This is a genomic window from Arthrobacter sp. 131MFCol6.1 (assembly GCF_000374925.1).
In the GTDB taxonomy this organism is placed as follows: Bacteria; Actinomycetota; Actinomycetes; order Actinomycetales; family Micrococcaceae; genus Arthrobacter.
Genome location: NZ_KB895543.1, coordinates 128239 through 154176 on the forward strand (window position 1 = coordinate 128239; position 25938 = coordinate 154176).

The following is a 25938-nucleotide window of genomic DNA, read 5'->3' on the forward strand; positions in this document are numbered from 1 at the left end:
CGTCGTACTTCTGGGAATGTGTCATGGGACACAGTCCTCTCAGGGTAGCGCCGCAGCCCGCCGATGTCATCTTTTTTCGACACTCGGCGAAAAAAGATTGCCCGAAGCCCAGCGGGCCTAGCAGGCCAGCAGGGTCAGGAACCCCTCCAGCTGCTCGTTCAGCCCGAGTTCCACCTGGCCCTCCGGGGCGAGTGCCGCCGCGATCTGCGCGCCAAGGAGAAGATTGAGCAGTTGCCCGGACAGGGCGGCATCGTCGACGGCGGTGGTGACGGCGCCGGCCCGCCGCGCCTCGGCAAGGTACTGCCGCATCGCCGCGAGCCACTGCTCCATCGAATCCCGGTGGATCCGGGCCTTGCCGGGGTCGTTGATGGCTTTCTGCCAGAACGGGATGACAATCCGGGCCTCGTTGATCCGCTCCTCATCCAGCGGCAGCACCTCGACGCAAAATGACCGCAGGGCCGCGAGGCCGGACTGCCCGGCGGTGACTTCCGCGATGCGCTCGTTGGTGCGGTTGAAGACGTGCCCGAACGCGAACGTCAGCAGGTCATCCTTGGTGGGGAAGTAGGGCTTGAGGGCGCCGTTCGCAAAGCCTGCCTCGAGGGCGATTTCCCGCATGGTGGCACTTTCAATCCCGAGCCGGGCGATGATCCGCCACGTGGCGTCGACGAGTTCAAGCCGCCGCTGGTCGTGGTCGACAATCTTTGGCACCGGGCAGCTCCCCAAATATTTTGCGTCGGACTCTTGTGGCACAGCTTACATTTCCGTATTCTCTACAACTATAGAAAATAAAGTTCTGACCCGCCAGGGTCCCCGAACGAAGGCCGTCTGATGACCGCACACACTGAGACCCGCACCTCGTTGAGTCCGTACAGCCCGTACAGTCTGGCCGCGGACGCCGAAATCACCGCAGTCCAGGGCATCCTGCGCGCGGCCGGCCTGCTGGGCGAGACCAGGCGCATCGCGTACCTGGGCCTGGTGGACCCTGCCAGGAACGCGCCGGCGGGAACCGAGGACCGCCGGTTCCGGGTCTTCGTGCACGACGCCTCCGGGGGGAAACCGGCCGACGTGACCGTCTCCGTGTCCAGCGGCACGGTGATTTCCGTCGTCGAACTGGACACGGCGGTGACCGGCGAGCTTCCTGTCCTGGAAGAGGAGTTCGAGGTCGTCGAGGAGCTCCTGGCCACGGACGAGCGGTGGCTTAAGGCGCTGGCCAACCGTGACCTGGACGTGAGCAAGGTCCGCGTTGCCCCGCTGTCTGCCGGGGTGTTCGAGTACCCGGAGGAAAAGGGCCGCCGGATCCTCCGCGGCCTGGCCTTCGTGCAGAATTTCCCCGAGGACAGCGCCTGGGCGCACCCCGTGGACGGCCTCGTGGCGTACGTCGACGTCGTCAGCAAGGAAGTCACGCAGGTGCTGGACACCGGCGTCGTCCCGATTCCCGCGGAGCACGGCAACTACACCGACCCGGAGCTCACCGGCCCGCTGCGGACCACGCAGAAGCCCATCACCATCACCCAGCCCGAGGGACCCAGCTTCACGGTCACCGGCGGCAACCACGTCGAATGGGAAAAGTGGAGCGTCGACGTCGGCTTCGACGTCCGCGAGGGGGTGGTGCTGCACAACCTTGCCTTCCAGGACGGCGACCGCTTGCGTCCCATCATCAACCGGGCATCCATCGCCGAAATGGTGGTCCCGTACGGGGACCCGTCGCCGATCCGGTCGTGGCAGAACTACTTCGACACCGGCGAATACCTCGTGGGCCAGTACGCCAACTCCCTGGAACTGGGCTGCGACTGCCTCGGCGAGATCACCTACCTCAGCCCCGTCATCAGCGATGCCTTCGGCAACCCCCGGGAGATCCGCAACGGCATCTGCATGCACGAGGAAGACTGGGGCATCCTGGCCAAGCACAGCGACCTCTGGACGGGCATCAACTACACCCGCCGCAACCGCCGCCTGGTGATCTCCTTCTTCACCACGATCGGCAACTACGACTACGGCTTCTACTGGTACCTCTACCTCGACGGCACCATCGAGTTCGAGGCCAAGGCCACCGGCGTCGTTTTCACCTCCGCCTACCCGGAGGGCGGCTCGGCCAACATCTCCCAGCTCGCCCCGGGCCTGGGCGCTCCGTTCCATCAGCACCTGTTCAGCGCCCGCCTGGACATGGCGATCGACGGCCTCACCAACCGGGTGGAGGAGGAGGACGTGGTCCGCCAGGGAATGGGCGAGGGCAACGAACGCGGCAACGCCTTCTCGCGGAAGCGGACTGTCCTGGCGCGCGAGTCGGAAGCCGTCCGGGAAGCCGACGCGCGCAGCGGCCGGACCTGGATCATTTCCAATCCGGAATCACGCAACCGCTTGGGCGAACCCGTGGGCTACAAGCTGCATGCCCAGGGCCAGCCCACTCTGTTGGCAGACCCGGAGTCCTCCATCGCCCGGCGCGCGGCCTTTGCCACGAAGGACCTGTGGGTCACCCGGTTCGCGGAGGAGGAGCGGTACCCCACCGGGGACTTCGTCAACCAGCACGCCGGGGGAGCAGGCCTGCCGGCCTATGTTGCCCAGGACCGCGACATCGACGGCCAGGACATCGTGGTGTGGCACACCTTCGGGCTGACGCACTTCCCCCGGATCGAGGACTGGCCCATCATGCCGGTGGACACGGTCGGCTTCAAGCTCCGTCCCGAGGGCTTCTTCGACCGCAGCCCCGTGCTGGATGTGCCGGCCAACGCTCAACAGTCCTCTGGTTGCCATGGCGATGGCGACCCCGGCGCACACTGCCACAGCTAGGCCGACGCCGTGAGTGCCGCCGCCAGCTTGGGCCGCCGGGCCGGCATCACCGGCATCGTCTTCCATTCCCGGACCTGCGCCGCCGTGACGGCGGCGTCGTGCCTCGCGCATCTGTGGCTGGTCGCCGGGAACCAGCACGGGACGTGGCTGAACCTGCTCATGCTCGCCATGGTGGCGGTATGCCTGCCGTGCGCCGTGCACGTCCTGCGCCACGGCCGCATCAGCGCCCTTCGCCAGGTGATGGCCGCGGCACTGGCGATGACCGGCGTGCACGCGGTCCTGCTTCTCGGAGCCGGGGCCGGCGGCGCGGGCCACAGCCACCATGGAACCGCTGCCGCCGCTTCGGCCGGCACGTCGCCGTCGGGCTCCTTGGCGCTGCTGGCGGTCATGGCGCTGGAAATGACGACGGCGCTGCTCGCCGCGACGCTCCTGGCCCGGCTCCGCGCGCAGCCCCGCGGCTGACGCATCAGTCCGGCCGGGACAATGTCAGTCGTTGAACAGCCCCGCCAGGTCCTCCGCCGTCAGGGCGCCGCCGGAGAGCGCGTCGCCCTCCATGACGTCGGCGAAAAGCTGGGACTTCTTCGCCTTGAGTGCCATTACCTTCTCCTCGATCGTGTCCTTGGCGACCAGCCGGTAGACCATGACGTTCCGGGCCTGGCCGATCCGGTGGGTCCGGTCCACGGCCTGGGCCTCCGACGCCGGGTTCCACCACGGGTCCAGCAGGAACACGTAGTCGGCCTCGGTCAGGTTCAGGCCGAAGCCGCCGGCCTTGAGGCTGATGAGGAACACCGGCGCGGCGCCGTTCTTGAACTCGTTCACGACGTCGGTGCGGTTGCGTGTGCCGCCGTCGAGGTAGCAGAACTCGATGTTCTCCTCGACCAGCCGCTCCCGGACCTTGCCCAGGAAACCGGTGAACTGGCTGAAGATCAGGGCCCGGTGCCCTTCGGCCACCAGGTCCGCGAGCTGCTCGAACAGGACATCGAGCTTGCTGGAACGCACCCCGGACAGGGAGGGATCGATCAGCGAGGGATCCAGGCTCAGCTGCCGGAGCAGGGTCAGCGACTGGAAGATGGTGAACCGGTTCTTGTTGACGTCCTCAATCAGGCCAAGGATTTTCTGGCGCTCCCGCTGCAGGTGGGTCTGGTAGACCTTCTGGTGCCGCGGGTTCAGCACGACTTCCAGGATCTGCTCCTGCTTGGGCGGCAGGTCACTGATGACCTGTTCCTTGGTGCGCCGCATCATGAGCGGCCGGACGCGCCGCCGGAGCTTGTCCAGCTGCCCCTTGTCGCCGTTCTTCTCCACCGGCTTCTGGTAATACTCGGCGAACCGTTTGGGGCTGGAAAAGAGCCCGGGCGCCACGATCGAGGTCAGTGCCCAGAATTCCATCAGGTTGTTCTCCAGCGGCGTGCCGGTGATGGCGAGCTTGAAGGCGGCGGGCAGTTTGCGGGCGCACTGGTAGGCCTTGGACTGGTGGTTCTTGACGAACTGCGCCTCGTCCAGGACCAGCCCTGCCCAGGCCTGGGAGGCGTAGGCCTCGTAGTCGATCCGGAACAGGGCGTAGGAGGTGATGATGATGTCCGCACCGGCCATCGCCTCGGCCGGGTGCGAGCCGCTCTTGGCGAAGGTCTCGCCGATGGCGCGCACGCTGAGCCCGGGCGCGAACCGTGCCGTCTCCGCCTCCCAGTTGCCCACCACTGAAGTGGGGGCGACGACGAGGAACGGGGCGGTCCCGGCTTCATCGCCTGCGGCGGCGTCCTTCGCGGCACAGATCAGCGCCAGGGCCTGCACGGTCTTGCCCAGGCCCATGTCGTCGGCCAGCACCCCGCCGAGGCCGTGGCGGTACAGGAAGCTCAGCCAGTTGAAGCCCTCCAGCTGGTACGGGCGCAGCTCGGCGTTCAGCGACCCGGGCAGGGGCAGGCCCTTGATGCCGCCTTCGAGCAGGCCGCCAACGGACTCGCGCCACGCCGCGGCCTGTTCATCCACGATGCCCAGGTGCGCGAGCTCGTCCCACAGCCCGGCCTGGAAGCGGCTGATCTGCAGCGGGGCATCTTTGTCGCCGGGGTTGTCCTGCAGGGAGCGGGCCTCGTCGATCAACGCCCGCAGCTGGTGCAGCTCCGGCAGGTCCAGCGCGAAGTACGCCCCGCTGGGGAGCAGCATGCGGGTCTGGCCGGCGGCGAGGGCGGAAAACAGTGCCGCGAAGGAAACCGGCTGCCCCTCCAGGGTGATGACGATGCCCAGATCGAACCAGTCGCGGCTGTCCGTCGCCTTTGTGGAGATCGCCACCACCGGGGCTTCTTCGGCTTCGCGGTAGTCCGCAATCTCGCCGGAGGTATCCACGGAGACGTCGCGGAGATCGCGGAGCCGGGGGAGCACGTCCTCGGTGAAGGCGAGGGTGTCCAGCCCGGACAGTTCTGCCGTGGCTGCCAGGCGCGGCGTGCCCCAGCCTCCGGTCGCAGACTCGCCCAGAGCCGGCACGACGTCCCAGGGCTGCCCGACCGCCTCAAGGATGCGGGCCTCGGCAGGGTCGTCCCGATAGCCGTGATCGCCCGGGTGCCGCCACAGCGGCTGCGCCGTGACGAGGTTCCCGGAGGTGTAGTGCCATTCCCAATGCAGCCGGACCCGGTGGTCCGCCCCATAGTTGGCCAGCAGGGACAGGGTGGGGACGGCCAGCGTGGGCAGTTCCACCGATTCGTCGGAGGCGGTAACCCGGGCGGTTTGCTTGAGCTTCGGGTAAAAGCCGGTCAGGAACCGGCTTTCGTCCCGGGCGGGGATGTGCAGGGTGGTCCCGCCCGTGACGAAGGTCAGCAGTTCCTCGCTGAGACCGCTCTCCAGCGGGGCAAGGGTGATGACGGGGTCGGTGGGGGCGAGACCGGGCAGGGCGTCGCCGTCGGAAGCCAGGAAGATTCCGTGCGCCGGGCGGCCGATGGTCCCGACCGACGCCGGATCCACCACCTCGCCTTCGACCGTGATGGTCGGCGCGAGCTCGAGACCGCCGTCGTCTCCGCCGGTGCCGAACCGCGCCAGGTTCAGCCCGACGGCGGCAGGCTGCTCGACCAGCCGCACCGGCTCCGTGCCGCGGCTGTGCACCAGGGCGACGCCGATTTTCTGGGCCTGGGACAGCAGGCTCCACAGGTTCTTGCCGGCGTAAGTGTTCAGTCCCAGCCACAGCCCGGTGCCGGAGTGCTGGCGGTTCGCCACGGCGGTGTGCGAGGCGAGGAATTCCTGCATCCACTCGACATGCGCCTCGTTGCATTCGCGCCGGTAGTTCAGGTAGCTCAGCGTGCTCCAGGAGACGTCGCCGCGGATCCACTTGCCCTTGGCCCCCATGATGACGGGGCGTGCCTTGAGCTGGCGGACGCTGCGGAGCGGATCACGGCGGCCCGTGTAGGAAAAGTGCGGGGCGGGGTCCTCGACGTCGAACTGGAGCGCCAGCGGGGTGCCGTTGGCGGACGGCGTGATCCCCGGATGGGCGATCAGGGGGCTGAGGGCCTGCTCCCAGTCGGCCATTTCCGGCGGCGCGCTCTGGCGGGAGAGCCGGGTGCCCTCGGCGGGGGCCAGCAGCTGCATCCGGGTGGCCGGGTTGTCCTCGGCCGCGAAGAGCAGGGCCGCCACGTGCTTGCAGTCCTTGCGGACCGGGCAGCTGCAGACGCCGACCGTGCAGCTCCAGCCGCCCGCCTTCCGGACCAGCTTCGCCGTCGTGGAATACGGCACGTCGGAACCGCCCCGCACCTTGCCCAGCAGCAGGCCTGTGGCCGCGTCGAAGGAGATCCCGGAAACGCGGCTCCCCATGGCGTAAGCGAGCCCGGCCGCGAGGGAGCGGTCGTTGATCGCGGGAGTCTGTATTGCCAGTGCCGCACTCTCGTCCGGATGGGATGGCATGTGCGCGCTACTTTCGGCAGGTGGTCATCTGATCCATCTTACCGAGCCTGCCGGGCCCCAGGAACTTCGCCTCCGCCCGCGCAACCGCCACTCAAACTTCGCCTGACGTTCAACTGGGGCTCGGCCGCCCGCCGTGAAGACGGACCTACCGTGGAGGGGTCCGGAGAACCAGCAGTGCCAGCAGTAAGGATCCCGCATGACCAACGGCGAGCCCACCATCCAGTCCGCCCACAGCTATCCCACCGTACTGACCACGGAAAGCCTCAAAGGCGGAAACGACGACGTCGTCGACGCGAACGTCAACGTGGTCAACGCCATGTTCGAGGAGTTGCTGGACACGGAAGAGATCTCCCCGGCCGCGCTGCGCAGTTACTACGTGGACTTCTACCTGACGCAGGCGCTGGCCGGCGGCTTCGCGCAGTACGTGTTCACCGCGCCCGAACGCGAGGAAGTCGACCCCTATGTCCGGGAAGGCCTGGCGGCCATGGGCGCCGGCGCGCACCTGGACCTCTTCAACCGCACGGTGGCCGCCTTCGGCGCCCTGACCGACACCGACGTCGACGCCTACCTCGACGGCGGCAGCGGCTGGGCCGCCGGAGCCGGCACAGAGGAAGGTGAACCCGGGGACGGAGTCTCCGACGCCGTTCGGCACATTGAAGAACTGGACGGGGAATTCGAGTCGATCCTCGCAACGGAGGACATCGCGGCGCTGAACGCCGCCTGGCTGCGCGGCCAGGAGGACTTGCTGGTCCTTTCCGACGACGACCTCGACGCCCACATTGCCGGGCGGGTGGCCCGGCTTTCCGACCTCGCCGAGCGCCAGGCGGCAGCCGCCGAGGAAGCGCTCCTGGACGCGCCGGAGTTCGAACAGATCATCCGGGAGCTGTGCGAGATTGCCGGCCACAGCCTGGAGCGGATCACCATGGGCGATCCCAACTACGAGCACAACGGGGAGACCACCCTGGCCTGGCACTTCACCACGGAACAGGGCGAATTCCTCATGCTGGAGGACGACGACGAGGCCTTCATGCTCAATCCGCGGACCCAGGAAATCCTCGCGGCTGTGGAGTTCGAGGAGGCCGAGGACTTCGAAGGGTCAGCGGAGTTCGCAGAGGCCCGCGCGTAGGCGGCCCTACCCGACAGTTTTTTCCGGTACGGCCGGCGTCTGCCCCCCAAATGCAGGCGCCGGCCGTACCGTGCTTAGTGACGGTAGTGTCCCTGGCCCGGCCCCGCCGCGCTTAGTTTTCCTGCCCGGCGAACCGGACCGGGCGGATCCGCGGCGGGCGAGCCTACCCGGCCGGCGGTGCGGTGATCATTTCCCCGGAGGGTGACACGAGGTACCAGACGCCGCCGACGCCCTGGCCGGTGATGTCGCCCGCGGTCTGGTCTTTGGAGTAGTAGTAGATCGGCATCCCGTTGATGGTCACCTGCATCTTTCCGTCAGCCGTTGGGATGGTTCCGACCTTGCCGGTGACGCCGTTGACGGTGGGAGTGGCTGTCGTCGACGTGACAGGGGGCCACGACGTCAGGCACGCGCCGGTGCAGACGCTGTTCCCGGAATCCTTCGTGTTCTTGGTGAAGTAATAGACGCTCAGTCCCTGGGCGCCCACCACGATCTGGCCCGCCTTGGACTCGGCCACCGAGAGCTCCGCGGCAGACGTGGACGCCGGAGCGGAACTGGCCGGCGCGCTGGTGGCGGTCTCTGCGGGAGCGGACGTGGCCGGTGCCGCCGACGTCGGCGTCGTGGTCGTTCCGCCGCCGCAGCCGGACAGCAGCACGGCCAGAGCGAACGCGGACAAGCCAATGCTGAGGTGCTTCTTCATTTGCTGCTCCTAGACTTGAGCCAGCCCAACTCGGAGGCCGGCGCTACCGGATACGACGCCATGGAGCGCGGAATGGTTCAGGCGGAACCGACATGTTCGTGTCGGGCCGTCCTGGGGCACACTGAACTATTGGGCCTGCCCGTACGTCTTACAGGGGCAGAACAAGGTTCCCGGGAGGTGGGCAATGCCGCTGGACGAAGACGTGGTGGCTGCGATCTACCGCGACCACGGAACGGCCCTGAAGCGCTTTGTCCTCAGCGTCTCCCGGGATCCTCAGCTCGCCGACGACGTCGTCCAGGAGACGGTGCTGCGGGTCTGGCAGCAGGCGCCGCAGATCACCGGCAGCCTGCGCAGCTACCTGTTCCGGACGGCCCGCAACATCATGATCGACAACTACCGCAAGGCCCAGCGGCGGCCGCAGGAAGCCGGCGACCGCGATGTCCAGGCCCTCCCGGAAGGCGGCGTCGGCGCCGGGCGCATCGATGAGCTGCTCAACAAGGTGCTGATGGAAGAGGCGTTGCTGCGGCTCAGCGCGGAACACCGCGAGGTCCTTGTCGCGCTCCACTACCGCCGCTACACAGTCCAGGAGGCATCCGCCCAATTGAAGATCCCCAGCGGCACGGTGAAGTCCCGGGCGTTCTACGCCGTGCGGGCCCTGCGGACGATCCTCGACGAAATGGGGGTGCAGCGATGAACGGGACCGAGCTGCATCACCTCCTCGGCGCGTACCTGCTCGGCGGGCTGGAGCCGGCCGAAGCCGCGGCCTTCGAGCAGCATCTTGCCGGGTGCGCGGACTGCCGCCAGGAGCTGGACGACCTTGCCAGCCTCCCCGCGCTGCTGGACGCGATCCCGGTCTCCGACGCCGTCGCGCTCACCGCCGCGGCTGCGGCCGCCCGGGAACGCGCGCTGGTTCCGCCGGAACCCGAACCTGTCCCGCGCCGGCTCCTGGACGAGCTCGCCGCCCGACGCCGGAAGGTGCGGCGCCGGTGGACGTCGGCGGTGGCCGCGGCGGCCGCCGCCTGCCTGGGGCTGGGGATCATGGCCGGTCCGCTGCTGAACCAGGCCGCCAAGCCGGACGCGAGCTATTCCGTTGCGGCCAGCAGCGGGCTGGAGGTCACGGTGGGGCTCGTCAAGAAAACCTGGGGCACCGAACTGGCGGTGGACGGCCGCAGCCTGCCCGTCGCCGGGACCCTCTCGCTCTGGGTGAAGGACCGCGACGGCGGCGTGGACCGTGCCTGCGCGTGGACGGCCACGCCCACCGGCAGGGTCCGGATCACCGGGGCGACGCCGGTGCAGCTGGCCAGGATCGCCAGTGTCGAGATGCGCGACGAGCAGCAGCAGACCGTGGCTGTCATCGCCGTGCCGCAGGGGTAGCCCACCCCTGGCGGCACGGCGGCCGGTCCGGTCCGGGATCCGGAAGTCGGCGCGGGATCCGGAAGTCGGCGCGAGCCTACATCTTCGCGAGCTTGGCCCGCACCGCCATGTAGATGCCGTAGCAGATCAGCCCCACACCCACTGCGGCCAGCAAGTACACGCCGAACGGCTGCTCCCGCAGGGCCTTCAGGCTGCCGTCGAGCCCGGTTGACTCTTCGGGGTGTGCCTTCACCGTGGCGATGATGATGAGCAGGCCCACCAGCAGCAGCGCAAAGCCCTTGGCAACGTAGCCCACCATGCCGATCACCGTCACCGCGGTGCGGGCCTGCGGCTGGGACGGCATGCGCAGGTACTTGATGAAGGACTTCTTGAAGCCGCGGATCGCGTAGACGATCCCGGTGACGGCGACCGCGGCGCCGATGACCACCAGGAGCGCAACGCCGCCCGGTGCCTTCATGAGGTTTACGGTCATATCGGAAGTCGACTCGCGGTTGTCGGAGCCGGCCCCGGTGGCGACCGACGCGAGCGTCAGGGCAAACGCGGCGTACACCACGGCCTGCAGGGCTGCTTTGAGTTTCTTGCCGATCTTCTTCTTGGTCGGCAGGTGCCCGAAATCGAAAATGGCGTCGGATGTCTGCCAGATGGCCAGCGCAACGCAGGCGGCAAAAGAAGTCCAGAGCAGCAACGGCCCCGCCGGCTGCCCGGCGAGCTCCTCCACCGCGCCGCTGACATCGGCCTGGCCCTGGCCGCCCATGGCGAGCCGGATCGCGACCAGCCCGATGAGGAAGTGCAGCAACCCCGACACGGCGAACCCGGCCCGTGCTGCGATTTCGAGGGGCTTCGAATTGGTGACGTCCTCGGCGACGTCAGCAGCGTCCTTCATTTCTCGTTTGATGATCGTTTCCTTAGTACTACCCAGCGTGATTCGTTCCGTAATCGTGCCACGCGAAGCCGCTCAGCGACAGATACCCGTGAACCGGGCGTGCCTAAATTCGGCGGTAGCTGAGGTCGAAGATCAGGCGGCCGGCTTCGTGCGCCTTGTTTTCGAAGCTGGTCAGAATGCGGCCCTCAAACCGCGGCGCCCACCCGCCGGTCCCGTCGACGCCCTCGTTGGGCCCGGTGTGCTCGGTGCTGACGGGCGCCCGGCCTTCCTTGACGGGGGCTCCGCCCACGCGGGACTCGACGCCGGATTCCCACACCTGGGTCAGGGGGCTGTCCGCACCGGCGCGCTCGCCCTCGTGCAGGTTCTCGAACTCTGCCGAGCCCGCCATGACCTCGCGGACATGAACGGCGTAGTTGGACCAGTCGGTCGCGATCCGGAAGGTGCCGCCAGGTTTGATGGCCCGGGCGGCGAGATCAGCGAAGGCCGGTTGAATGAGGCGGCGCTTGTGGTGCCGGGACTTGTGCCACGGATCCGGGAAGAACACCCAGAGTTCCGTGACAGAGCCGGCCGGGAGCATGGTTGCCAGCACCTCGGGCGCGTTCGCCTCGACCACCCTCACGTTGCTCAGCCCGCGACTGTTGATTTTGATCAAAGTGTTGGCCAGGCCGGGGGTGTACACCTCCACGGCCAGGAAGTCGGTGTCCGGGTTCTGCTCCGCGGCGTGGCACACGGCATCGCCCAGTCCGGAGCCGATCTCGACCACCAGCGGAGCCGTGCGGCCGAATTCGGCCTCCGCGTCGAACACATAGTCAGGGTGGACGGAGGTGTTGGCGACATGGCGGGGGACCTCAACCGCCCAACGGTCCGCGTGTTCCTCCCAGGCCGCCTGGCGGCGGCCCTGCAGGCGCGTGCCGCGGCGCACGAAGCTCACCGGACGGCCTCCGTACGTGCCGAACGAGGCTTGGCTGCCGGGGGTCACGGGGCGCGGCAGCTGGGTCTCGTCCGGGGCGCCGGACTCCGGGTTTGCCGGCATGCCGGGGGATTCTGGGGATTCGCTCATCCCTTCCAGAATAGTTGAGTTCGCCGGCCCGGGCCGCCCGGGGGATCCCGTAGGCCGCGGAGGAGGGGTGACGGGATAGGGGTAAAGAAGCGGGGCTGCAAGAATGGGGCGGGTGACCTCAGCTGGGAAAACTGACGAGTTGGCCCATTCGGCCGGCGCCGTCCTCCGGGACGGCCCCGCCGGGTCGCCGCACGCCGCCGGCCGCCGGCAGCTCGCGTATCTGGGGATCTGCCTGGTCCTGATCGGGCTGAACCTGCGCACAGTCTTTTCGAGCTTCGCTGCGGTACTGCCGGAGGTGACCGCCGACGCCGGGCTGCCGGCCTGGGCGGTCATGGTGCTCACCACCGTCCCGGTGACCCTGCTCGGCGTGTTCGCCCCGCTGGCTCCTGGGCTGGCACGCCGGTTCGGTGCCGAACGGGTGCTGCTCGGTGCCATGGCGGTTCTCACTGCCGGGCTGCTGCTGCGGCCCGTGGAGCTGCCGACGGCCGGCCACCTTCCGGCTCTGCTCGCCGGAACCGCCGCGTGCGGCGCCGCAATTTCACTCTGCAACGTGCTGCTGCCGGGCGTGGTCAAGCGTGACTTCCCACATCGCCTGGGCCTCATGGGCGGCCTCTACACCACGGCGATCTGCGCCTCGGCCGCGCTCGGTGCCGGCTTCACGTTCCCGGTCTTCCGCGCGAGCGGGGAGTGGACGGCGGCGCTCTGGTTCTGGGCGCTGCCGGCCGGCGTCGTCCTTCTGCTGTTCCTGCCGCCGGCGCTCCGGGCCCGTCCCGGCGGGGCGGCGCGGCCGGCCGGCGGCGTCAACGTCTGGCGTTCCGCCGTGGCCTGGCAGGTGACCGGGTTCATGGTCCTGCAGGCCATGATGTCCTTCAGCGTCTTCGCGTGGCTGGCACCGATCCTGCGCGAACGCGGCGTGGATGGCGGCACGGCCGGCCTGATCGTCTCGGCCTCGATTGTGCTGCAGATGCTCGGCTCGCTTTTCGCGCCGGCGCTGGCCACCCGGTTCCGGGACCAGCGCGCCCTCAACACGGCGGTGGCGCTCATGACCGGCGGAGGCTTCGCGCTGAGCATCTTCGGGCCTGTGGAATTCCTTTGGCTGTGGACCGGGCTGCTCGGCCTGGGGCAGGGGAGCCTGACCGCCGCCGCGCTGACGCTGATCATGGTCCGCACCCGGGACGGGCACACCGCGGCCCACCTCTCCGGGATGATGCAGGGCGTGGGCTACGGGGTTGGCTCCAGCGGCACGCTCCTGGTCGGCCAGCTGCACCAGTCCACCGGGTCCTTTGCCGCGGCGGGTGTGCTGTTCATGCTGGTGGGCTCGCTCGCCGCGGTGTTCGGGTACCGGGCAGGGCGGGACCGCTTCATCGGCTGAGGTTATAGATGCGATGAGCTATCAGTTGTGGCTGTCCTGAACCCTCCAGAACAGCCACAACTGATAGCTCAACCGGGCCGGACCGGATCAGAGGGTGAGGTCCTTGCCTTTCGTTTCCGGGATGGTGAAGACGAAGGCCGCGGAGATGGCGAGCAGCAGCACGGCGTACACATTGAACAGCTGCGGCATCTGCACGGTGGTGCCGAGCCACTGCTGCAGATAAGGCGCGGTTCCGCCGAACACGGCCACACAGATCGAGTAGGGCACTCCGACGCCCACGGTGCGGATGCTCGTGGGGAACAGCTCGGCGTAGACGGCCGGGACGATCGCCGCGCTGGCGGCGATGAAGATCAGCATGACGGACATGCTGCCGGCCAGCTGCCAGGCGGAATCCTTGAGCAGGGCGGTCATCGGGAAGTGCATGATGCCTGCGCCGATCGCACCGGCCCACAGCACTTTCTTGCGCCCAATCCGGTCCGCCAGCTTGCCCCAGAAGGGCAGCGCCGCGATGAACACGATGTTGCCGATCACGCCGGCCCACAGGGCCTCGCCCCGGTCGATCTTCAGGGCGGTGGTGGCGTAGCTGGGAGCGACGACACCCCAGATGTAGTAGATGACGGTCAGGCCGACCGTCAGGCCGATCACCTGGAGGGCCTGCTTGCGGTGGCGGACGATCTGCGGCCAGATCGGTGCGCGCTTCTCCGCTGAGGCCTCTCCTTCGAAGACGTCCGTTTCGTGCAGCCGGGACCGCATGATCAGCGCGTACAGACCCATGGCCGCGCCGATCAGGAACGGGATGCGCCAGCCCCACGCGTTCATGACTTCGGTGCTCAGGCTCATGTTCAGCACGGCACCGAGCAGGGTTCCGAACAGGATGCCCACGGTGCCGGAGGTGTAGATCAGGGTGGCCCAGAAGCCGCGGTGTTCCTTCGGCGCCATTTCGGACAGGTACGTCTGCGACGACGGCAGCTCGCCGCCGTGGGCCAGGCCCTGGATCAGGCGCGCCACCAGGAGCGTGAGCGATGCCCAGACGCCGACGGCCGCGAACGTCGGCGCGATGCCGATCATCAGGCTGCCCACCGACGCCAGCCCCACGGCCAGGGTCATCGAAGCCTTCCGGCCGATCCGGTCACCGATCCAACCGAAGAGGAAGCCGCCGAAAGGCCGGGCGACGAAGCCGACGGCGAAAATCGCCAGCGTGGACAGCACCGCGGACGCAGGATCCGACTTGCTGAAAAGCTGGCTGGCGATGAACGGCGTGAACGTGGCGTAGATGGCCCAGTCGTACCATTCGACGGCATTGCCGATGCCGGTGCCGACGAGCGTCTTGCGGGTGGATGTTCGGGTTGCCGCCGGCGTGATCGTGGCTGCAGTCATGGTCTTCTCCCTCGGGGGTGCGGGCTAGGAAAGGGCGGAGGCAGCGGCAACAGCGTTGGCCGCGGCGGGAGCGTCGGCGGCCGCGAGTGCGGCCAGCCTTGAGATGGCGAGCTCGGCGTAGAGTGCGGCGCCGTCAGCCAGCACGCCGTCGTCGAACGTGGCGTACGGGGAGTGGTTGAACGCGGAGGTGGCGTGGTCGGCGCCCCGGGGGACGGCGCTCAGCCCGATGAACGTGCCGGGGACCTCGGCCAGCACCCTCGAGAAGTCTTCGGAGCCGCTCAGCGGGGTGGCCCAGCGGGAGAGCCGGGTGTCGCCGAACAGGCCCGCAATGACGTTCTCCGCGGTGTGCGTTTCGTCCTCGTCCGTGATGGTCAGCGGATACTCCTGCTGGTAGTCGACGTCGACCTCGAGGCCGTGCGCCGCTGCGATTCCCTTCAGCAGGCGCGGCACGGCGTCCATCATTTTCTGCCGGGCTTCCTCGGAGAAGGTCCTGATGGTGGCCTCGATGCGTGCGGTTTCCGGGATGATGTTGCGTTTGGTGCCGGCCTGGAGGACCCCCACGGAGAGGACTACGGGGTCGAACATGTTGAACTGGCGCGTGATCATGACCTGGAGGGCGGTGACCATCTCGGCGGCCGCCGTCACGGGGTCCTTGGCGGAGTGCGGGGCCGACCCGTGGCCGCCGGCGCCGAGCACGGTGACCACCAGGCCGTCGGAGGAACTCAGCATGACGCCGGGCTTGGTGCAGAACGTGCCGTGCGGTTCCAGGGCGGAAAACACGTGCATGCCATAGGCGGCGTCCACACGCCGGCCGGCGGCATCCAGCACGCCTTCGCGGATCATGTGGCTGGCGCCGTCGAAGCCTTCCTCGCCCGGCTGGAACATCAGGACGACGTCGCCGGCCAGCTGGTGCCGGCGTTCGGCCAGGAGCGTGGCGGCTCCTGCCAGCATGGCAGTGTGCAGGTCGTGACCGCAGGCGTGCATGGCGCCGTCGGTCCTGGACGTGTAGTCCACGCCCGTCTTCTCCTGCACTGGCAGGCCGTCCATATCCGCGCGCAGCAGCACGGCCGGGCGGGAGCCCGCTTCGGTCCCGGACCCCTGGCCCCGCAGTACTGCGGTGACCGACGTCGTGTCCTGGCCCAGGGTGATCTCGTAGGGAAGCCCGTCCAGGGCCTTGAGCACCTTCTCCTGGGTGCGGGGCAGCGCAAGGCCGATCTCGGGTTCCTGGTGCAGTTCATGGCGGAGCCGGGCAAGGTCCGTCTGCATTTCCCGGGCGTCTGCGGTGATCGGCACGTGTTCTCCTTGTTTGTCGAAATCGCCTGGTTGGCGAGTGGCCTGGTTGGCGAATTGGCTTGCTTCGCGTCCGGCGAGGACGTCCTGCGTCTATTCTCAAGTGACATGGTTCACACCCATGCAAAGGCCAGAAAAAATGCAGGAATACACTGTTGCCGCAGGTTTCGTGCATTAATGAAGGGAAAAATGGTGGAACTCAGCGAGGACGATCTTGCCCTGATCAACGTCCTGCAGATTGCCCCGCGCCTGAGCTGGGCGGATGCGGCCCAGGTGCTGGGCGTGCATGCCACCACCCTCGCCGCCCGGTGGCAGCGGTTGCTGGACTCTGGGGTGTCCTGGATCACCGCGCACCTGATCGGCGATCCCCAGCAGATGTGCCTGGCGTTCGTGGCCGTGGATTGTGAAATGCACCGGCGCGAGGAAGTCACCGCCAGGCTCGCCGAGATGCCGGAGATCGTCACGGTGGAGGAGGCGGCCAGCCACCGGGACCTTATGCTGACCGTCATTACGCCCTCCCTGGACGATTTCAGTCTGAAAGTCATCTCGCGGCTGAAGGAGATTGACGGTCTCCTCAAATATCAGACCGCCCTCTGCACCAGGCTGCACGCGAGCGGCGGCTCCTGGCGGCTGAACGTGTTGAGCCGGGCGCAGCAGGCCGCCGTGCGGGCGCTGGCCGGCCCCGAGGCCACCGGGGTTGCCCAGGCCGCCGCCCGTGAGGCGTTGCCGGAGAGCCACCTGGCGCTCCTGCCGTTCCTGGCCAGGGACGGGCGGGCCACGGCGGCGGACATTGCCCGCGGCCTGGGCAGGCACCCTGCCACCGTCCAGCGCCAGCTCAACCGTGTGCTCGCCAGCGGCATCCTGTCATTCCGGTGCGAGGTGGCCCAGAAGCTCTCCGCTTTCCCCGTGACCTGCCAATGGTTCGTCAACGTCCCCGCCGGGCGGCACGAGGCAGCCGCCGCCGAGCTGAGGACCATGCGGAACGTCCGGCTCAGCGCCTCCACCACGGGGCCCACGAATTTCGTGATCATCATGTGGCTGCAGTCCCTGGCGGACGTCATGAACATCGAGGTGGCGCTGCAGCAAAAGGTGCCCGGGATCGAGCTCGTGGAAAGCGTCGTCATGCTGAGCACGGTCAAGCGTGTGGGCTGGCTGCTGAACCCGGACTCCAGGGCCAGTGGCGCCGTCGTGGTTCCTGCCCAGGGGTTCGACGAGGCGGACTGACGGCGGCCGGCCGGCAGCTGACAAGCCAACCGGCAGGCGGGGCGCGGCGCGCCCGGTTGTAAGCTGTGGCACGTGCCACAGACCGACCCGCCTCCTCATCAGGAATCCCGTCCGAAGTCCGTCCCGGAATCGGCCGGCATCTTCCACCGCAGCTACCTGCTGGTGACACTCGGCGCCTGCGCGCTGGTGTTCCTGGCGGCCTTCGAGTCCCTGGCAGTGACCACCATCATGCCGCTCGTCAGCCGGGAACTGGACGGTGCGGGACTCTACGCCTTGGCCTTCGCCGGGCCGCTCGCCACCGGGGTGATCGGCATGGTGGCCGCGGGCAGCTGGTCGGACCGCAAGGGGCCGGTGGCGCCGCTCCTGGCCGCGGTGGGCATGTTCGTGCTCGGCCTTCTCATCGCCGGTACTGCCGGAACCATGCCGGTCCTCGTCTCCGGCCGGCTGGTGCAGGGACTCGGCGGGGGCGGGCTTACCGTGGCCCTGTATGTGGTCATTGCCCGGGTCTATCCGCCGGTCCTGCATCCGAAAATCTTCGCCGCCTTCTCCGCGGCCTGGGTCATCCCCTCCCTCGTGGGGCCGTTCGCGGCCGGCGCCGTGGCCCAACTGGCCGGCTGGCAGTGGGTCTTTCTCGGCGTGGTCGGACTCGTGGTTCCGGCCCTGCTCCTTACGGCCCCGGCCCTGCGCGGCCTGAACGGCAGCCCGGGCGCCGCCGGAGATTCCCCGGCCGCGGAGCCTGCGCCCGGCGGCCGTCCGCCGGGCGGCCTTGCCAAGCTGGCGCTGGCGGCGCTGGCGGCGCTCGCCGTGCTGGGCCTGAACCTGTCCGCCGCGGTACCGGTCGCCGGCGGGGTGCTGGCGGCCGCCGCCGTCGCCGTCGCACTCCTGGCTGTCCGTCCCCTCATGCCGCGCGGAACTCTGACCGCCCGGCGCGGCCTGCCGAGCGTGATCCTCACCCGCGGGCTCGCGTCCGCGGCATTCTTCGGCGCCGAGGTCTACCTGCCGTACCTGCTCGTGGAACGCTACGCCTTCGCCCCGACGTTTGCGGGCCTCACGCTCACCGGCGGCGCCATCGCCTGGGCGGCGGCGTCGGCCATCCAGGGCCGGCTGGGGACCCGGCTGGAGCACCGGAAAGCCGTGCGGATCGGCTCGGCCCTCGTCCTTGGCGCAGTCGTCCTGGCCCTCGTGACCACGGTGCTGGCCTGGCCGGCCGCCGTCGCGATCGCGGGATGGATCTTCGCCGGGGGCGGCATGGGTCTGATGTATCCGCGGCTGAGCGTCATGACCCTGGCCCTCTCCACCAAGGAGACCGAGGGCTTCAACAGTTCGGCGATGTCCATTTCGGATTCCTTGGGCGGCGCGCTGGCCCTCGCCGGCACCGGAATCGTGTTCGCCGCATTCGCGACGGCGGCTCCGTCGGCGTCGTTTGCTGGAGTGTTCGCGCTGACGGCGGTGATCGGGACCGCCGCCGTGGCCGTCGCGCCGCGCGTCGCCGTCGTCCCGGCCGCCGTCAGCAAACGCGCGTAACGGCACAGCACATGACGGCAGAGCACATGATGGCAGAGCACAGGAGCCCCGGCCGGATGATCCGGCCGGGGCTCCTGTGCATCACAATCTACGGATCAGGCAGCCGCGCGGGCTTCCTCCTGTGAGCGGACGGCCTTCCATTCCACAATCCGGGCCTGCTGCAGCGGGGACTTGCGGTTGAAGTGCCAGGCCGCGCCGAGCAGCAGGAACCACACCGGCGCCACGAAGAGTGCCAGGCGGGTGTCGTCGGCCTGCCCCAGCGCCACCAGCATAAACACGAAGAACGCGAGCACCACGTACGGCATGAAGGCGGAGCCGGGCATCTTGAAGGACGAGGCCGCGTGCAGGGCCGGCCGGCGGCGGCGGAAGACGATGTAGCTGACCAGGATCATGGACCACACAAACATGGTCAGCACGGACGCCACGGACGTGACCACCGTGAACGCGCCGATCACGGAGTCGCCGGAATAGAGCAGGACCAGGCCGGCCAGCAGGAAGATGCAGGAGAACAGCAGTGCGTTCTGCGGTACTTTGCGGATGCTGAGCTTTCCAAACGCCTTGGGGGCGTTCCCGTCCTGGGCGAGGCCGTAGACCATCCGGGAGGTTGAGTAGATTCCGGAGTTGGCGCTGGAGGCGGCGGAGGTCAGGACCACAAGGTTGATGACCACAGCGGCGATCCCCAGCCCGGCAAGGGTGAACATGCCGATGAACGGGCTGCTGGCGGGGTCGATGGTCCGCCAAGGATTGACGGCCATGATGACCACCAGGGCGCCCACGTAGAAGAGGAGGACACGGACCGGGATGGAGTTGATGGCGCGCGGCAGGTTCTTCTCCGGGTCCTTGGTTTCGGCGGCGGCGGTGCCTACCAGTTCGATCCCGGCGAAGGCGAAGATGGCGATCTGGAAGCCGAGGACGAAGCCGAACATGCCGTGCGGGAACATGCCGCCGTCATTCCACATGTTGGCGAGGTTGGCTTCAGCGCCGTTGGGGGACGTGAAGTGGGTGGCGATCATGACCGCGCCGGTGACGATCAGGGCCACGATGGCCACTACCTTGATGATGGCGAACCAGAACTCCGCTTCACCGAACGCCTTCACGGTGGGCAGGTTCAGGAGGATCAGGACCACCGGCGTGAGCAGCGCCGGGATCCACAGGGGCGTGCCGGGAGCGAGCTTGTCAACGTAACCGGAAATGGCGACGATGTCCGCCACCCCGGTGACCACCCAGAAGAACCAGTAGGACCAGCCGGTGAAGAAGCTGGCCCACGGGCCCAGGAGGTCCCCGGCGAAGTCGCTGAAGGATTTGTAGTTTAGGTTTGAGAGCAGGATCTCGCCCATGGCACGCATCACGAAGAACAGCATGAAGCCGATGATCATGTAGACGAAGATGACGGACGGGCCGGCGAGCGAGATGGTCTTTCCGGACCCCATGAACAGGCCGGTGCCAATGGCGCCGCCGATGGCGAGCAGCTGGATGTGGCGGTTGCCGAGGGCCCGGGCGAGGTGCGGCTCGCGGTTCCCGGCGCCGGAACCACTGTTGGCGGAGGCGGCGGTTCCAGATTGGGCAATGTCAGATTCTGCAGTGGCCGGAGCGGCCGTGGTGGTGCGTTCAGACATGAGGCTTCTTCCTTGTCACGGGCGGCCGCAACGGGCGGGGGTTCCGCGATGCGGGCCGCACAGTTCCGTCAGGATGTGACGGAGGTAACAGTTTTGGCGGGTAGATCAAGATTAAGGCCGGTATTTCGCGGCCCCTGTTGTCGCGTCGGTCCGCGTGGGTGGACCGTCTGGTCGGTCGCGGGCCGCGTTCGCCGGCGGCGCCGGCGCCCCCCGCGCGGTGCCGGAGCGGCCCCGGAACCCGCATTCTTCGCGGACTCCGGGGGAGAACGCGACGCCGGCGCGGCCGCCCGGCGCGGCCGCCGTAATGGCCTTTCCGCGGATCGCCCACCCGCGGGCAGGTTCGACAACTGTCGATCATCTTAGCTTCAGTTGTCGTCCGCTGTCTTTTGTCACATTTTTACCCGGCGGGGGGCGACGCACTCGCCCGAATCGTTCAGGTTGAGCCCAATCTGGGCCGCCTACTGGGCGGCCAGGCGCGTGGCCCGCAGCACGGCATCCGTGAGGGGCACTGCCTCGCCGTCGGGTCCGACGGCGCTGCGACGCCGGCTGTCCAGGACCTCGGCGCGCCACAGCGGCTCCTCGATCCGGAGTTCCCGGGCAAGGTCCTCGGCCGTGAAGAACTTCTCCGGCGTATGGTGCGCGCCCCACGGAGGCAGCCCGTCGGGGTGATGGCCGACGATCAGCAGCGTCCCGCCGGTCCGCACCGCGGCCGCGGCGAGCTGCAACGCCTGCTGCCACGGCATCTGGGTGGAATGCAGGAACTGGGCCGTGACGAGGTCGAACAACCGGTCCGGGACCCAGGTGGCAAGATCCTGCTGCACCCACTCGATGGCGGCGTCCTGGCCCCGTTCCCGGGCGTGGGCGGCCGCACGCTCCAAGGCGACGGCGGAAACGTCCAGGCCCGTCACGCTCCAACCGCGGGCCGCGAGCCAAATCGCGTCCGCGCCCTCGCCGCACCCCAGGTCCAGGGCCTCGCCAGCAGGAAGGTCCGCCACCTCGGCGACGAGTTGCGGATTCGGCTCCCCGCTCCACATCCTGGACCGGCTGCTGTACTTTTCATCCCACATCCGGGCGGCGGTACCGGGCGCCGCCTCCTCGACGGCCGCATGTTCGGCGGCGTCATGCTCGTGGCTGTGGCTGCGTTGTGTCATGGTTTCCCCTCATCCCGGCGGTTCGCCGGGTTTCGCTGTCCGTTTTCAGGAACGACGGCGGTGGCGAAACCGCCCGGCGCCGACCGCCGTCGGGTCTCCCTGCCGAAATTCCTGTGCTCCTCAAGGGCCAGTCCGAAGCATCCAACAAAGTCCGCGGCGCTCTTCCTCGCCGGGGGAGTGTTGTCGATGCCAAAGGTCAGGGGCTCGCCGACGAATCTCGCTGCAGCCCGGGCATATCGCATGTAGGGAGACCGCGAGGCGATGGTTTCCCTGGAGAAATAGTCAAAGGCCACGATGCTGCCCGGGGCGGTGCCGGCGATCCTGCGCAGTGTCGCCTCGACCGAGGCGCGGTCCAGGTACATGGTCACCGCTTCCCAGAGGAACAGTGCGGGCCGGCTCGGGTCGAAACCGGCCGCCACCAGCTTCTCCATCCAGTCCTCGGTCTCGAAATCCGCGGGCACGTACTTGGCCAGGCGGGTGGAGAGGCCTGCCTTCTCGAGCATCGTGAGTTTGAAAGCCTGGGTCCGGGGCAGGTCGAGTTCAAAGCAGCGCACGTGGTCCTCGGGCACAAGCCGGAACGCCCGGGTGTCGAATCCCGCCCCGAGGATCACGAGCTGGTCGATGCCGCCGCGATGCCGTTGAACGGCCGCGTCATAGAGGCTGGTCCGGGCTGTCGGCTGGTGGCGCATCGGCGCCCGCCCCGGGTATGGATAGCGGTAGACCCTGGGCACGTACCCCGTGAGCAGGTGGGCAGCGAGCGTGGGGGCGGTCTCCATCTGGATGCCAGTCGAGGACACGTTCGGCAGAACGGCCATGAGCCGGGCCGCGGGGACGTCCGGCCGTGTTCCCAGGCGGTGCTGCATCCACCGTGTGTAGAGGGATGCGAGCAGCGTGGCCGACGTGCCGGTGCGCCGGCTGTAGGCGAGCATCCCGGGGACGGACATGAAGTAGCCGGCCGCGCTCAAGGGAAACAACGCCACTTGGATGACCCGAAACAAGCCAGCGGAGACTATTCCCGGCATTGCGTCCGACTCCCCTCATGGCCCCGCCGTCGTATGGCCCTTCCCGCCCACCATGGTCCTCCCGGACGCAACGAGGGTCAATACACCGCCTGGGCTTCCCCTCAAACGCCGCGCAGGCGGACGGACACGTGGAAATCACGCTCCGGAAACGAATCCGAAACGTGTGTCGTGAATGCTGGGCACAAGACATTGAACGCTGGGGAAGGGCAATGACCATGGACGTTGACGAAGCACGGCAGATCCGCAGCTCGGCCGAGTTGAACGTGGGCGACGAGATCGAGGCGTGGCACAACGGTAAGCTCTTCCACCGGGGCCCGGTGACCCAGACCGTCACAGGCGTGGACCTGTTCTGGATCCTGGATGCCCGGACGGGAACCCGCCGCCTCATCGACGCCGAGGCGCTCGTGATCCTGCGGCCGGCCGCGCCGGGGCCGGCCAACACGCCGTCGCCAGCGCCCGTCCACACATCCACCCAGCCGTCCCACATGCCCCTGTTCCAAGCCCCCGTCCTGGTGGGCTAGGGGCCGGGCCGGCGGCCTCGGGTACGGGACCAGGCCCTGCCGGATGGTAGGCTAGTGGAACTTGATGTGCAGTGATGCCCACTTTTGATTCAGTTGACCGGCTTCGGTCCGCCAGCCGGGTCCCTGCCGGATTCCTTCGGGAATCCGCACGCAGGCAGTGGGATTTTTTCATGTGAGAGGCACATCCTGCGTCGATGAACGCGTTCCATTTGGTCCCGGCGGCCGCTTGCTGAAGTTTGGCAACAGCCCGGTTGATCACCTGACTTTTCTTCGGCGAACCCTTGAGCCAACCGGCATCGGGGGCCGATATCCGCACGGATACCGCCTGAAAGACTTTGAAACACATGACTACATTTGCTGCCCTCGGCACGCCCAAAGCACTTGCCGACACCCTGACCGCACAGGGGATCGTGGAGCCCTTCCCGATCCAGGTCAAGACCCTCCCCGACACGCTGTCCGGACGCGACGTCCTGGGCCGCGGCCGCACCGGCTCCGGCAAGACCATCGCATTCGCCATCCCGCTGGTGGCACGACTCGCCGAGCGGGAAGCCAAGCACTTCCGCAAGCCCGGCCGCCCGATGGGCCTGGTCCTGGCTCCCACCCGCGAGCTGGCCACGCAGATCAACGCGACCATCGAGCCGATGGCCAAGGCCATGGGCCTGACCACCACCGTGATCTACGGCGGCATCTCCCAGGCCCGCCAGGAAAAGGCCCTGCGCGCCGGCGTTGACATCGTCATCGCCTGCCCCGGCCGCCTGGAGGACCTGATCCGCCAGCGCATCCTGACCCTCGAAGCAGTCGAGATCACCGTCCTGGACGAGGCCGACCACATGGCCGACCTTGGCTTCCTCCCGGTGGTCAAGAAGCTCATGGACATGACCCCCACCCAGGGCCAGCGCCTGCTGTTCTCCGCCACCCTGGACAACGGCGTGGACAAGATCGTCCAGCGCTACCTGTCCAACCCGCTGACCCACTCCGTGGACGACCCGCAGGCCGCGGTGACCACCATGGAACACCATGTGCTGGTGGTCAACGACCAGACAGTCAAGAAGCAGCTGATCGTCGAGCTCGCCTCCGGCGCCGGCCGCCGCGTGCTCTTCATGCGCACCAAGCACCACGCCCGCAAGCTGGCCAAGACCCTGACCGACGCCGGCATCCCCGCCGTCGATCTGCACGGCAACCTCTCGCAGAACGCCCGTGACCGCAACCTGGCCGAGTTCTCCTCCGGCGATGTCCGCGTCCTGGTGGCCACCGACGTCGCGGCCCGCGGCGTCCACGTCGACGACGTCGAACTGGTCATCCACGTGGACCCGCCCACGGAGCACAAGGCGTACCTGCACCGCTCAGGCCGTACGGCCCGCGCCGGTTCCGACGGCACCGTGGTCACGCTGACCCTGCCCGAGCAGCAGTCCGACGTCAAGAAGCTGATGAAGGCTGCCGGCGTCGAGGTCAACTTCGAGCGCGTCACCGCCAACTCCCCGCTGGTTGCTGAACTGGTCGGCGAAATGGCCGACAAGATCGATCCGCGTACCCGGGCCGCCCTGCTGGCAGCCAAGGCCGCGCAACACGGTGGCGGCACCTCCACGGGCGCTAACGCCGAGCGCAAGCGCGCCCGCCGCACCACCCAAGCTGCACCCACCGCGGGTGGCCGTGGTGGCCGTGGCGGACGTGGACGGGTCGCTGCTGAGGCGCCGCGGACCGACCTGCCGCGCGCCGAGCGCCGCGCCGTCGCCTACGAAGGCAAGGCTGCGGCCCGCAACGCCGCCGACCGTGTCGCCGAGCAGAACCAGGACCGCGCCGATGCCGAGCGCGCCGAGCGCCGGAATGCGCGTGGCCGCGGCCGCACCACCGCCTATGCGCACCACAACGATGTTCCGGCCGCCGGCGGCCGTGCCGCGGCCGGCCGCGGGTCGGACGGACGCGCCGCAGACGGACGCAGCGACGCCCGGGGCGCTTCGGCTCCCCGCAGCGGAGCACCCCGCACGGGTGGCGCTCCCCGCACCGGCGCTTCGGCAGGCGGCCAGCGCAGCGGACGTCCGGCAACCGGCCAGCGTGCTGCTGCCGGCGCCAAGTCTGCCGGCAGCAAATCCGGAGGCAGCGCTGCTGTCTGGTCCTCCAACACCGGTGGCACTTCGGGTGGATCCTACGCCGGCGGCGGCAACGGCCGTTCCGGTGAAGGACGTCCGGCCCGCGGGGCCGGCCCGCGCCGCGCGTCGGCTCCGGCCTCGAACGAACGCCGCAGCCGCTAAGGTTCCGGTTTTCAGCTACGCAAAATAGCTGACGCTACGCAAACGGACGGCCGCTACGGGAATCCCCGTAGCGGCCGTCCGAAAGCGTAGCGGTTGTCCAAAAACGCCGCGAAAAGCTGAACCTACCAGCCGCGGGCGCGCCACTCTTCCAGGTGCGGGCGTTCCGCACCGAGGGTCGTGGGCTGGCCGTGGCCCGGGTGCACCACCGTGTCATCCGGATACACGTCGAACAGCCGCTCGCTGACATCGGTGATCAGCTGGGCAAACCGCGCCGGATCCTTCTGCGTGTTGCCTACCCCGCCGGGGAACAGCGAATCGCCGGAAAAGATGTGGGCCGGCCCCTCGGGGTCCTGGTACACAAGGGCGATCGAACCCGGTGTGTGGCCGCGCAGGTGTACAGCCGTCACGTCGAAGCCGTCGAAGTTGCCGACGTCCCCGTGATCCAGCAGTACATCCACCGGCACCGGCAGCTCCGGGGCATCCTCCGTCCCGGCCGCCGTCTTCACACCGGTGGCTTCCACCAGGCCCGGCAGCGCCCGGACATGGTCCCAGTGCTGGTGGGTGGTGGCAACCAGCGCCAGCTTCGGCGTCGCGGAAGTATCCGCGGCGGCGTCCGCGAGCAGCCCTTGGATGGCGGCCAGATCATCGGCCGCATCGATCAGGAGCTGCGCGCCGGAGGCCTTGGCCGTGAGCAGGTAAACATTGTTGTCCATCTCGCCGACCGAAATCCGGCGGATGGTGATGTCACGTAAAGAGTGAATGAGCGAGTCCATGGGCTTCAGTCTA

Annotated in this window: 21 protein-coding genes; 10 read left to right on the forward strand and 11 right to left on the reverse strand. The window is 68.3% G+C overall.

The genetic code is table 11. The features are described 5' to 3' along the window. Positions 1-117 precede the first annotated feature (117 nt). Entirely contained in the window at positions 118-708 is a 591-nt protein-coding gene (locus C566_RS0109470; RefSeq protein ID WP_018774096.1) for a TetR/AcrR family transcriptional regulator, read from the reverse strand. Between the two features lie 120 nt (positions 709-828). Here C566_RS0109470 and C566_RS0109475 point away from each other — a divergent pair, with 120 nt between their 5' ends. Together C566_RS0109475 and C566_RS0109480 are read left to right on the forward strand one after the other, a co-directional pair. Then, complete coding sequence (locus C566_RS0109475) at positions 829-2787, forward strand: primary-amine oxidase (protein WP_018774097.1); 1959 nt, start codon at positions 829-831, stop codon at positions 2785-2787. 9 nt (positions 2788-2796) lie between these two features. After that, positions 2797-3249 (forward strand): hypothetical protein, encoded by a 453-nt coding sequence (locus tag C566_RS0109480; RefSeq protein WP_018774098.1) that lies wholly within the window; start codon positions 2797-2799, stop codon positions 3247-3249. A 24-nt stretch (positions 3250-3273) separates the two neighbouring features. Here the strand turns inward: C566_RS0109480 and C566_RS0109485 are convergent, their stop codons facing one another. Next, positions 3274-6666 carry a DEAD/DEAH box helicase gene (locus C566_RS0109485; RefSeq protein WP_018774099.1) on the reverse strand — a complete coding sequence of 1131 codons (3393 nt, stop codon included), beginning with the start codon at positions 6664-6666 and terminating at the stop codon, positions 3274-3276. Positions 6667-6862: 196 nt separating this feature from the next. Between C566_RS0109485 and C566_RS0109490 the strand changes: the two genes are divergently transcribed. Further along, the gene (locus C566_RS0109490; protein ID WP_018774100.1) at positions 6863-7792 is read left to right on the forward strand and encodes a DMP19 family protein; all 930 of its coding nucleotides are present in this window, start codon (positions 6863-6865) and stop codon (positions 7790-7792) included. A 163-nt stretch (positions 7793-7955) separates the two neighbouring features. Here the strand turns inward: C566_RS0109490 and C566_RS0109495 are convergent, their stop codons facing one another. Next, positions 7956-8489 (reverse strand): COG4315 family predicted lipoprotein, encoded by a 534-nt coding sequence (locus C566_RS0109495; RefSeq protein WP_018774101.1) that lies wholly within the window; start codon positions 8487-8489, stop codon positions 7956-7958. Positions 8490-8673: 184 nt separating this feature from the next. Here C566_RS0109495 and C566_RS0109500 point away from each other — a divergent pair, with 184 nt between their 5' ends. Beyond that, complete coding sequence (locus tag C566_RS0109500; RefSeq protein WP_018774102.1) at positions 8674-9183, forward strand: sigma-70 family RNA polymerase sigma factor; 510 nt, start codon at positions 8674-8676, stop codon at positions 9181-9183. Beyond that, on the forward strand, positions 9180-9863 hold the full coding sequence (locus tag C566_RS0109505) for an anti-sigma factor family protein (RefSeq protein ID WP_018774103.1): 684 nt from the start codon (positions 9180-9182) through the stop codon (positions 9861-9863). Before C566_RS0109500 ends, C566_RS0109505 begins: the two co-directional genes overlap by 4 nt. Before the next feature lie 76 nt (positions 9864-9939). Here C566_RS0109505 and C566_RS0109510 read toward each other — a convergent pair whose 3' ends face one another. Beyond that, complete coding sequence (locus C566_RS0109510; RefSeq protein WP_018774104.1) at positions 9940-10746, reverse strand: DUF1206 domain-containing protein; 807 nt, start codon at positions 10744-10746, stop codon at positions 9940-9942. Positions 10747-10849: 103 nt separating this feature from the next. Next, positions 10850-11806 carry a tRNA (guanosine(46)-N7)-methyltransferase TrmB gene (gene trmB / locus C566_RS0109515; protein ID WP_018774105.1) on the reverse strand — a complete coding sequence of 319 codons (957 nt, stop codon included), beginning with the start codon at positions 11804-11806 and terminating at the stop codon, positions 10850-10852. 103 nt (positions 11807-11909) lie between these two features. Between trmB and C566_RS0109520 the strand changes: the two genes are divergently transcribed. Beyond that, complete coding sequence (locus tag C566_RS0109520) at positions 11910-13178, forward strand: MFS transporter (protein WP_043466544.1); 1269 nt, start codon at positions 11910-11912, stop codon at positions 13176-13178. A gap of 87 nt (positions 13179-13265) precedes the next feature. On the opposite strand, the gene C566_RS0109525 is transcribed toward C566_RS0109520, so the two are convergent. Beyond that, positions 13266-14555 carry an MFS transporter gene (locus tag C566_RS0109525; RefSeq protein WP_018774107.1) on the reverse strand — a complete coding sequence of 430 codons (1290 nt, stop codon included), beginning with the start codon at positions 14553-14555 and terminating at the stop codon, positions 13266-13268. A gap of 24 nt (positions 14556-14579) precedes the next feature. After that, positions 14580-15848 carry a M20 metallopeptidase family protein gene (locus tag C566_RS0109530; protein ID WP_018774108.1) on the reverse strand — a complete coding sequence of 423 codons (1269 nt, stop codon included), beginning with the start codon at positions 15846-15848 and terminating at the stop codon, positions 14580-14582. Positions 15849-16034: 186 nt separating this feature from the next. On the opposite strand from C566_RS0109530, the gene C566_RS0109535 reads away from it, so the two are divergent. After that, the gene (locus tag C566_RS0109535) at positions 16035-17069 is read left to right on the forward strand and encodes an Lrp/AsnC family transcriptional regulator (protein WP_231386305.1); all 1035 of its coding nucleotides are present in this window, start codon (positions 16035-16037) and stop codon (positions 17067-17069) included. Positions 17070-17141: 72 nt separating this feature from the next. Further along, positions 17142-18593, forward strand: coding sequence for an MFS transporter (locus C566_RS0109540; RefSeq protein WP_018774110.1), 1452 nt, complete (start codon positions 17142-17144; stop codon positions 18591-18593). 95 nt (positions 18594-18688) lie between these two features. Here C566_RS0109540 and C566_RS0109545 read toward each other — a convergent pair whose 3' ends face one another. The 3 genes from C566_RS0109545 to C566_RS22110 all read right to left on the reverse strand — a co-directional run bounded on the left by C566_RS0109545 (position 18689) and on the right by C566_RS22110 (position 22340). Beyond that, positions 18689-20209, reverse strand: a complete 1521-nt coding sequence (locus C566_RS0109545; protein WP_018774111.1) for an amino acid permease — start codon at positions 20207-20209, stop codon at positions 18689-18691. 458 nt (positions 20210-20667) lie between these two features. Further along, entirely contained in the window at positions 20668-21360 is a 693-nt protein-coding gene (locus C566_RS0109550; protein WP_018774112.1) for an SAM-dependent methyltransferase, read from the reverse strand. Further along, positions 21357-22340, reverse strand: a complete 984-nt coding sequence (locus C566_RS22110) for a class I SAM-dependent methyltransferase (RefSeq protein WP_196802358.1) — start codon at positions 22338-22340, stop codon at positions 21357-21359. The genes C566_RS0109550 and C566_RS22110 overlap by 4 nt, the downstream gene beginning before the upstream one ends. 257 nt (positions 22341-22597) lie before the next feature. On the opposite strand from C566_RS22110, the gene C566_RS23170 reads away from it, so the two are divergent. Both C566_RS23170 and C566_RS0109565 read left to right on the forward strand, forming a co-directional pair. Beyond that, positions 22598-22903, forward strand: a complete 306-nt coding sequence (locus tag C566_RS23170; RefSeq protein WP_231386306.1) for a hypothetical protein — start codon at positions 22598-22600, stop codon at positions 22901-22903. 344 nt (positions 22904-23247) lie between these two features. Beyond that, a complete protein-coding gene (locus tag C566_RS0109565; protein ID WP_018774114.1) occupies positions 23248-25152 on the forward strand; it encodes a DEAD/DEAH box helicase in 1905 nt (634 codons plus the stop codon). Positions 25153-25274: 122 nt separating this feature from the next. On the opposite strand, the gene C566_RS0109570 is transcribed toward C566_RS0109565, so the two are convergent. Beyond that, the gene (locus tag C566_RS0109570; protein ID WP_018774115.1) at positions 25275-25925 is read right to left on the reverse strand and encodes an MBL fold metallo-hydrolase; all 651 of its coding nucleotides are present in this window, start codon (positions 25923-25925) and stop codon (positions 25275-25277) included. Positions 25926-25938: the final 13 nt, after the last annotated feature.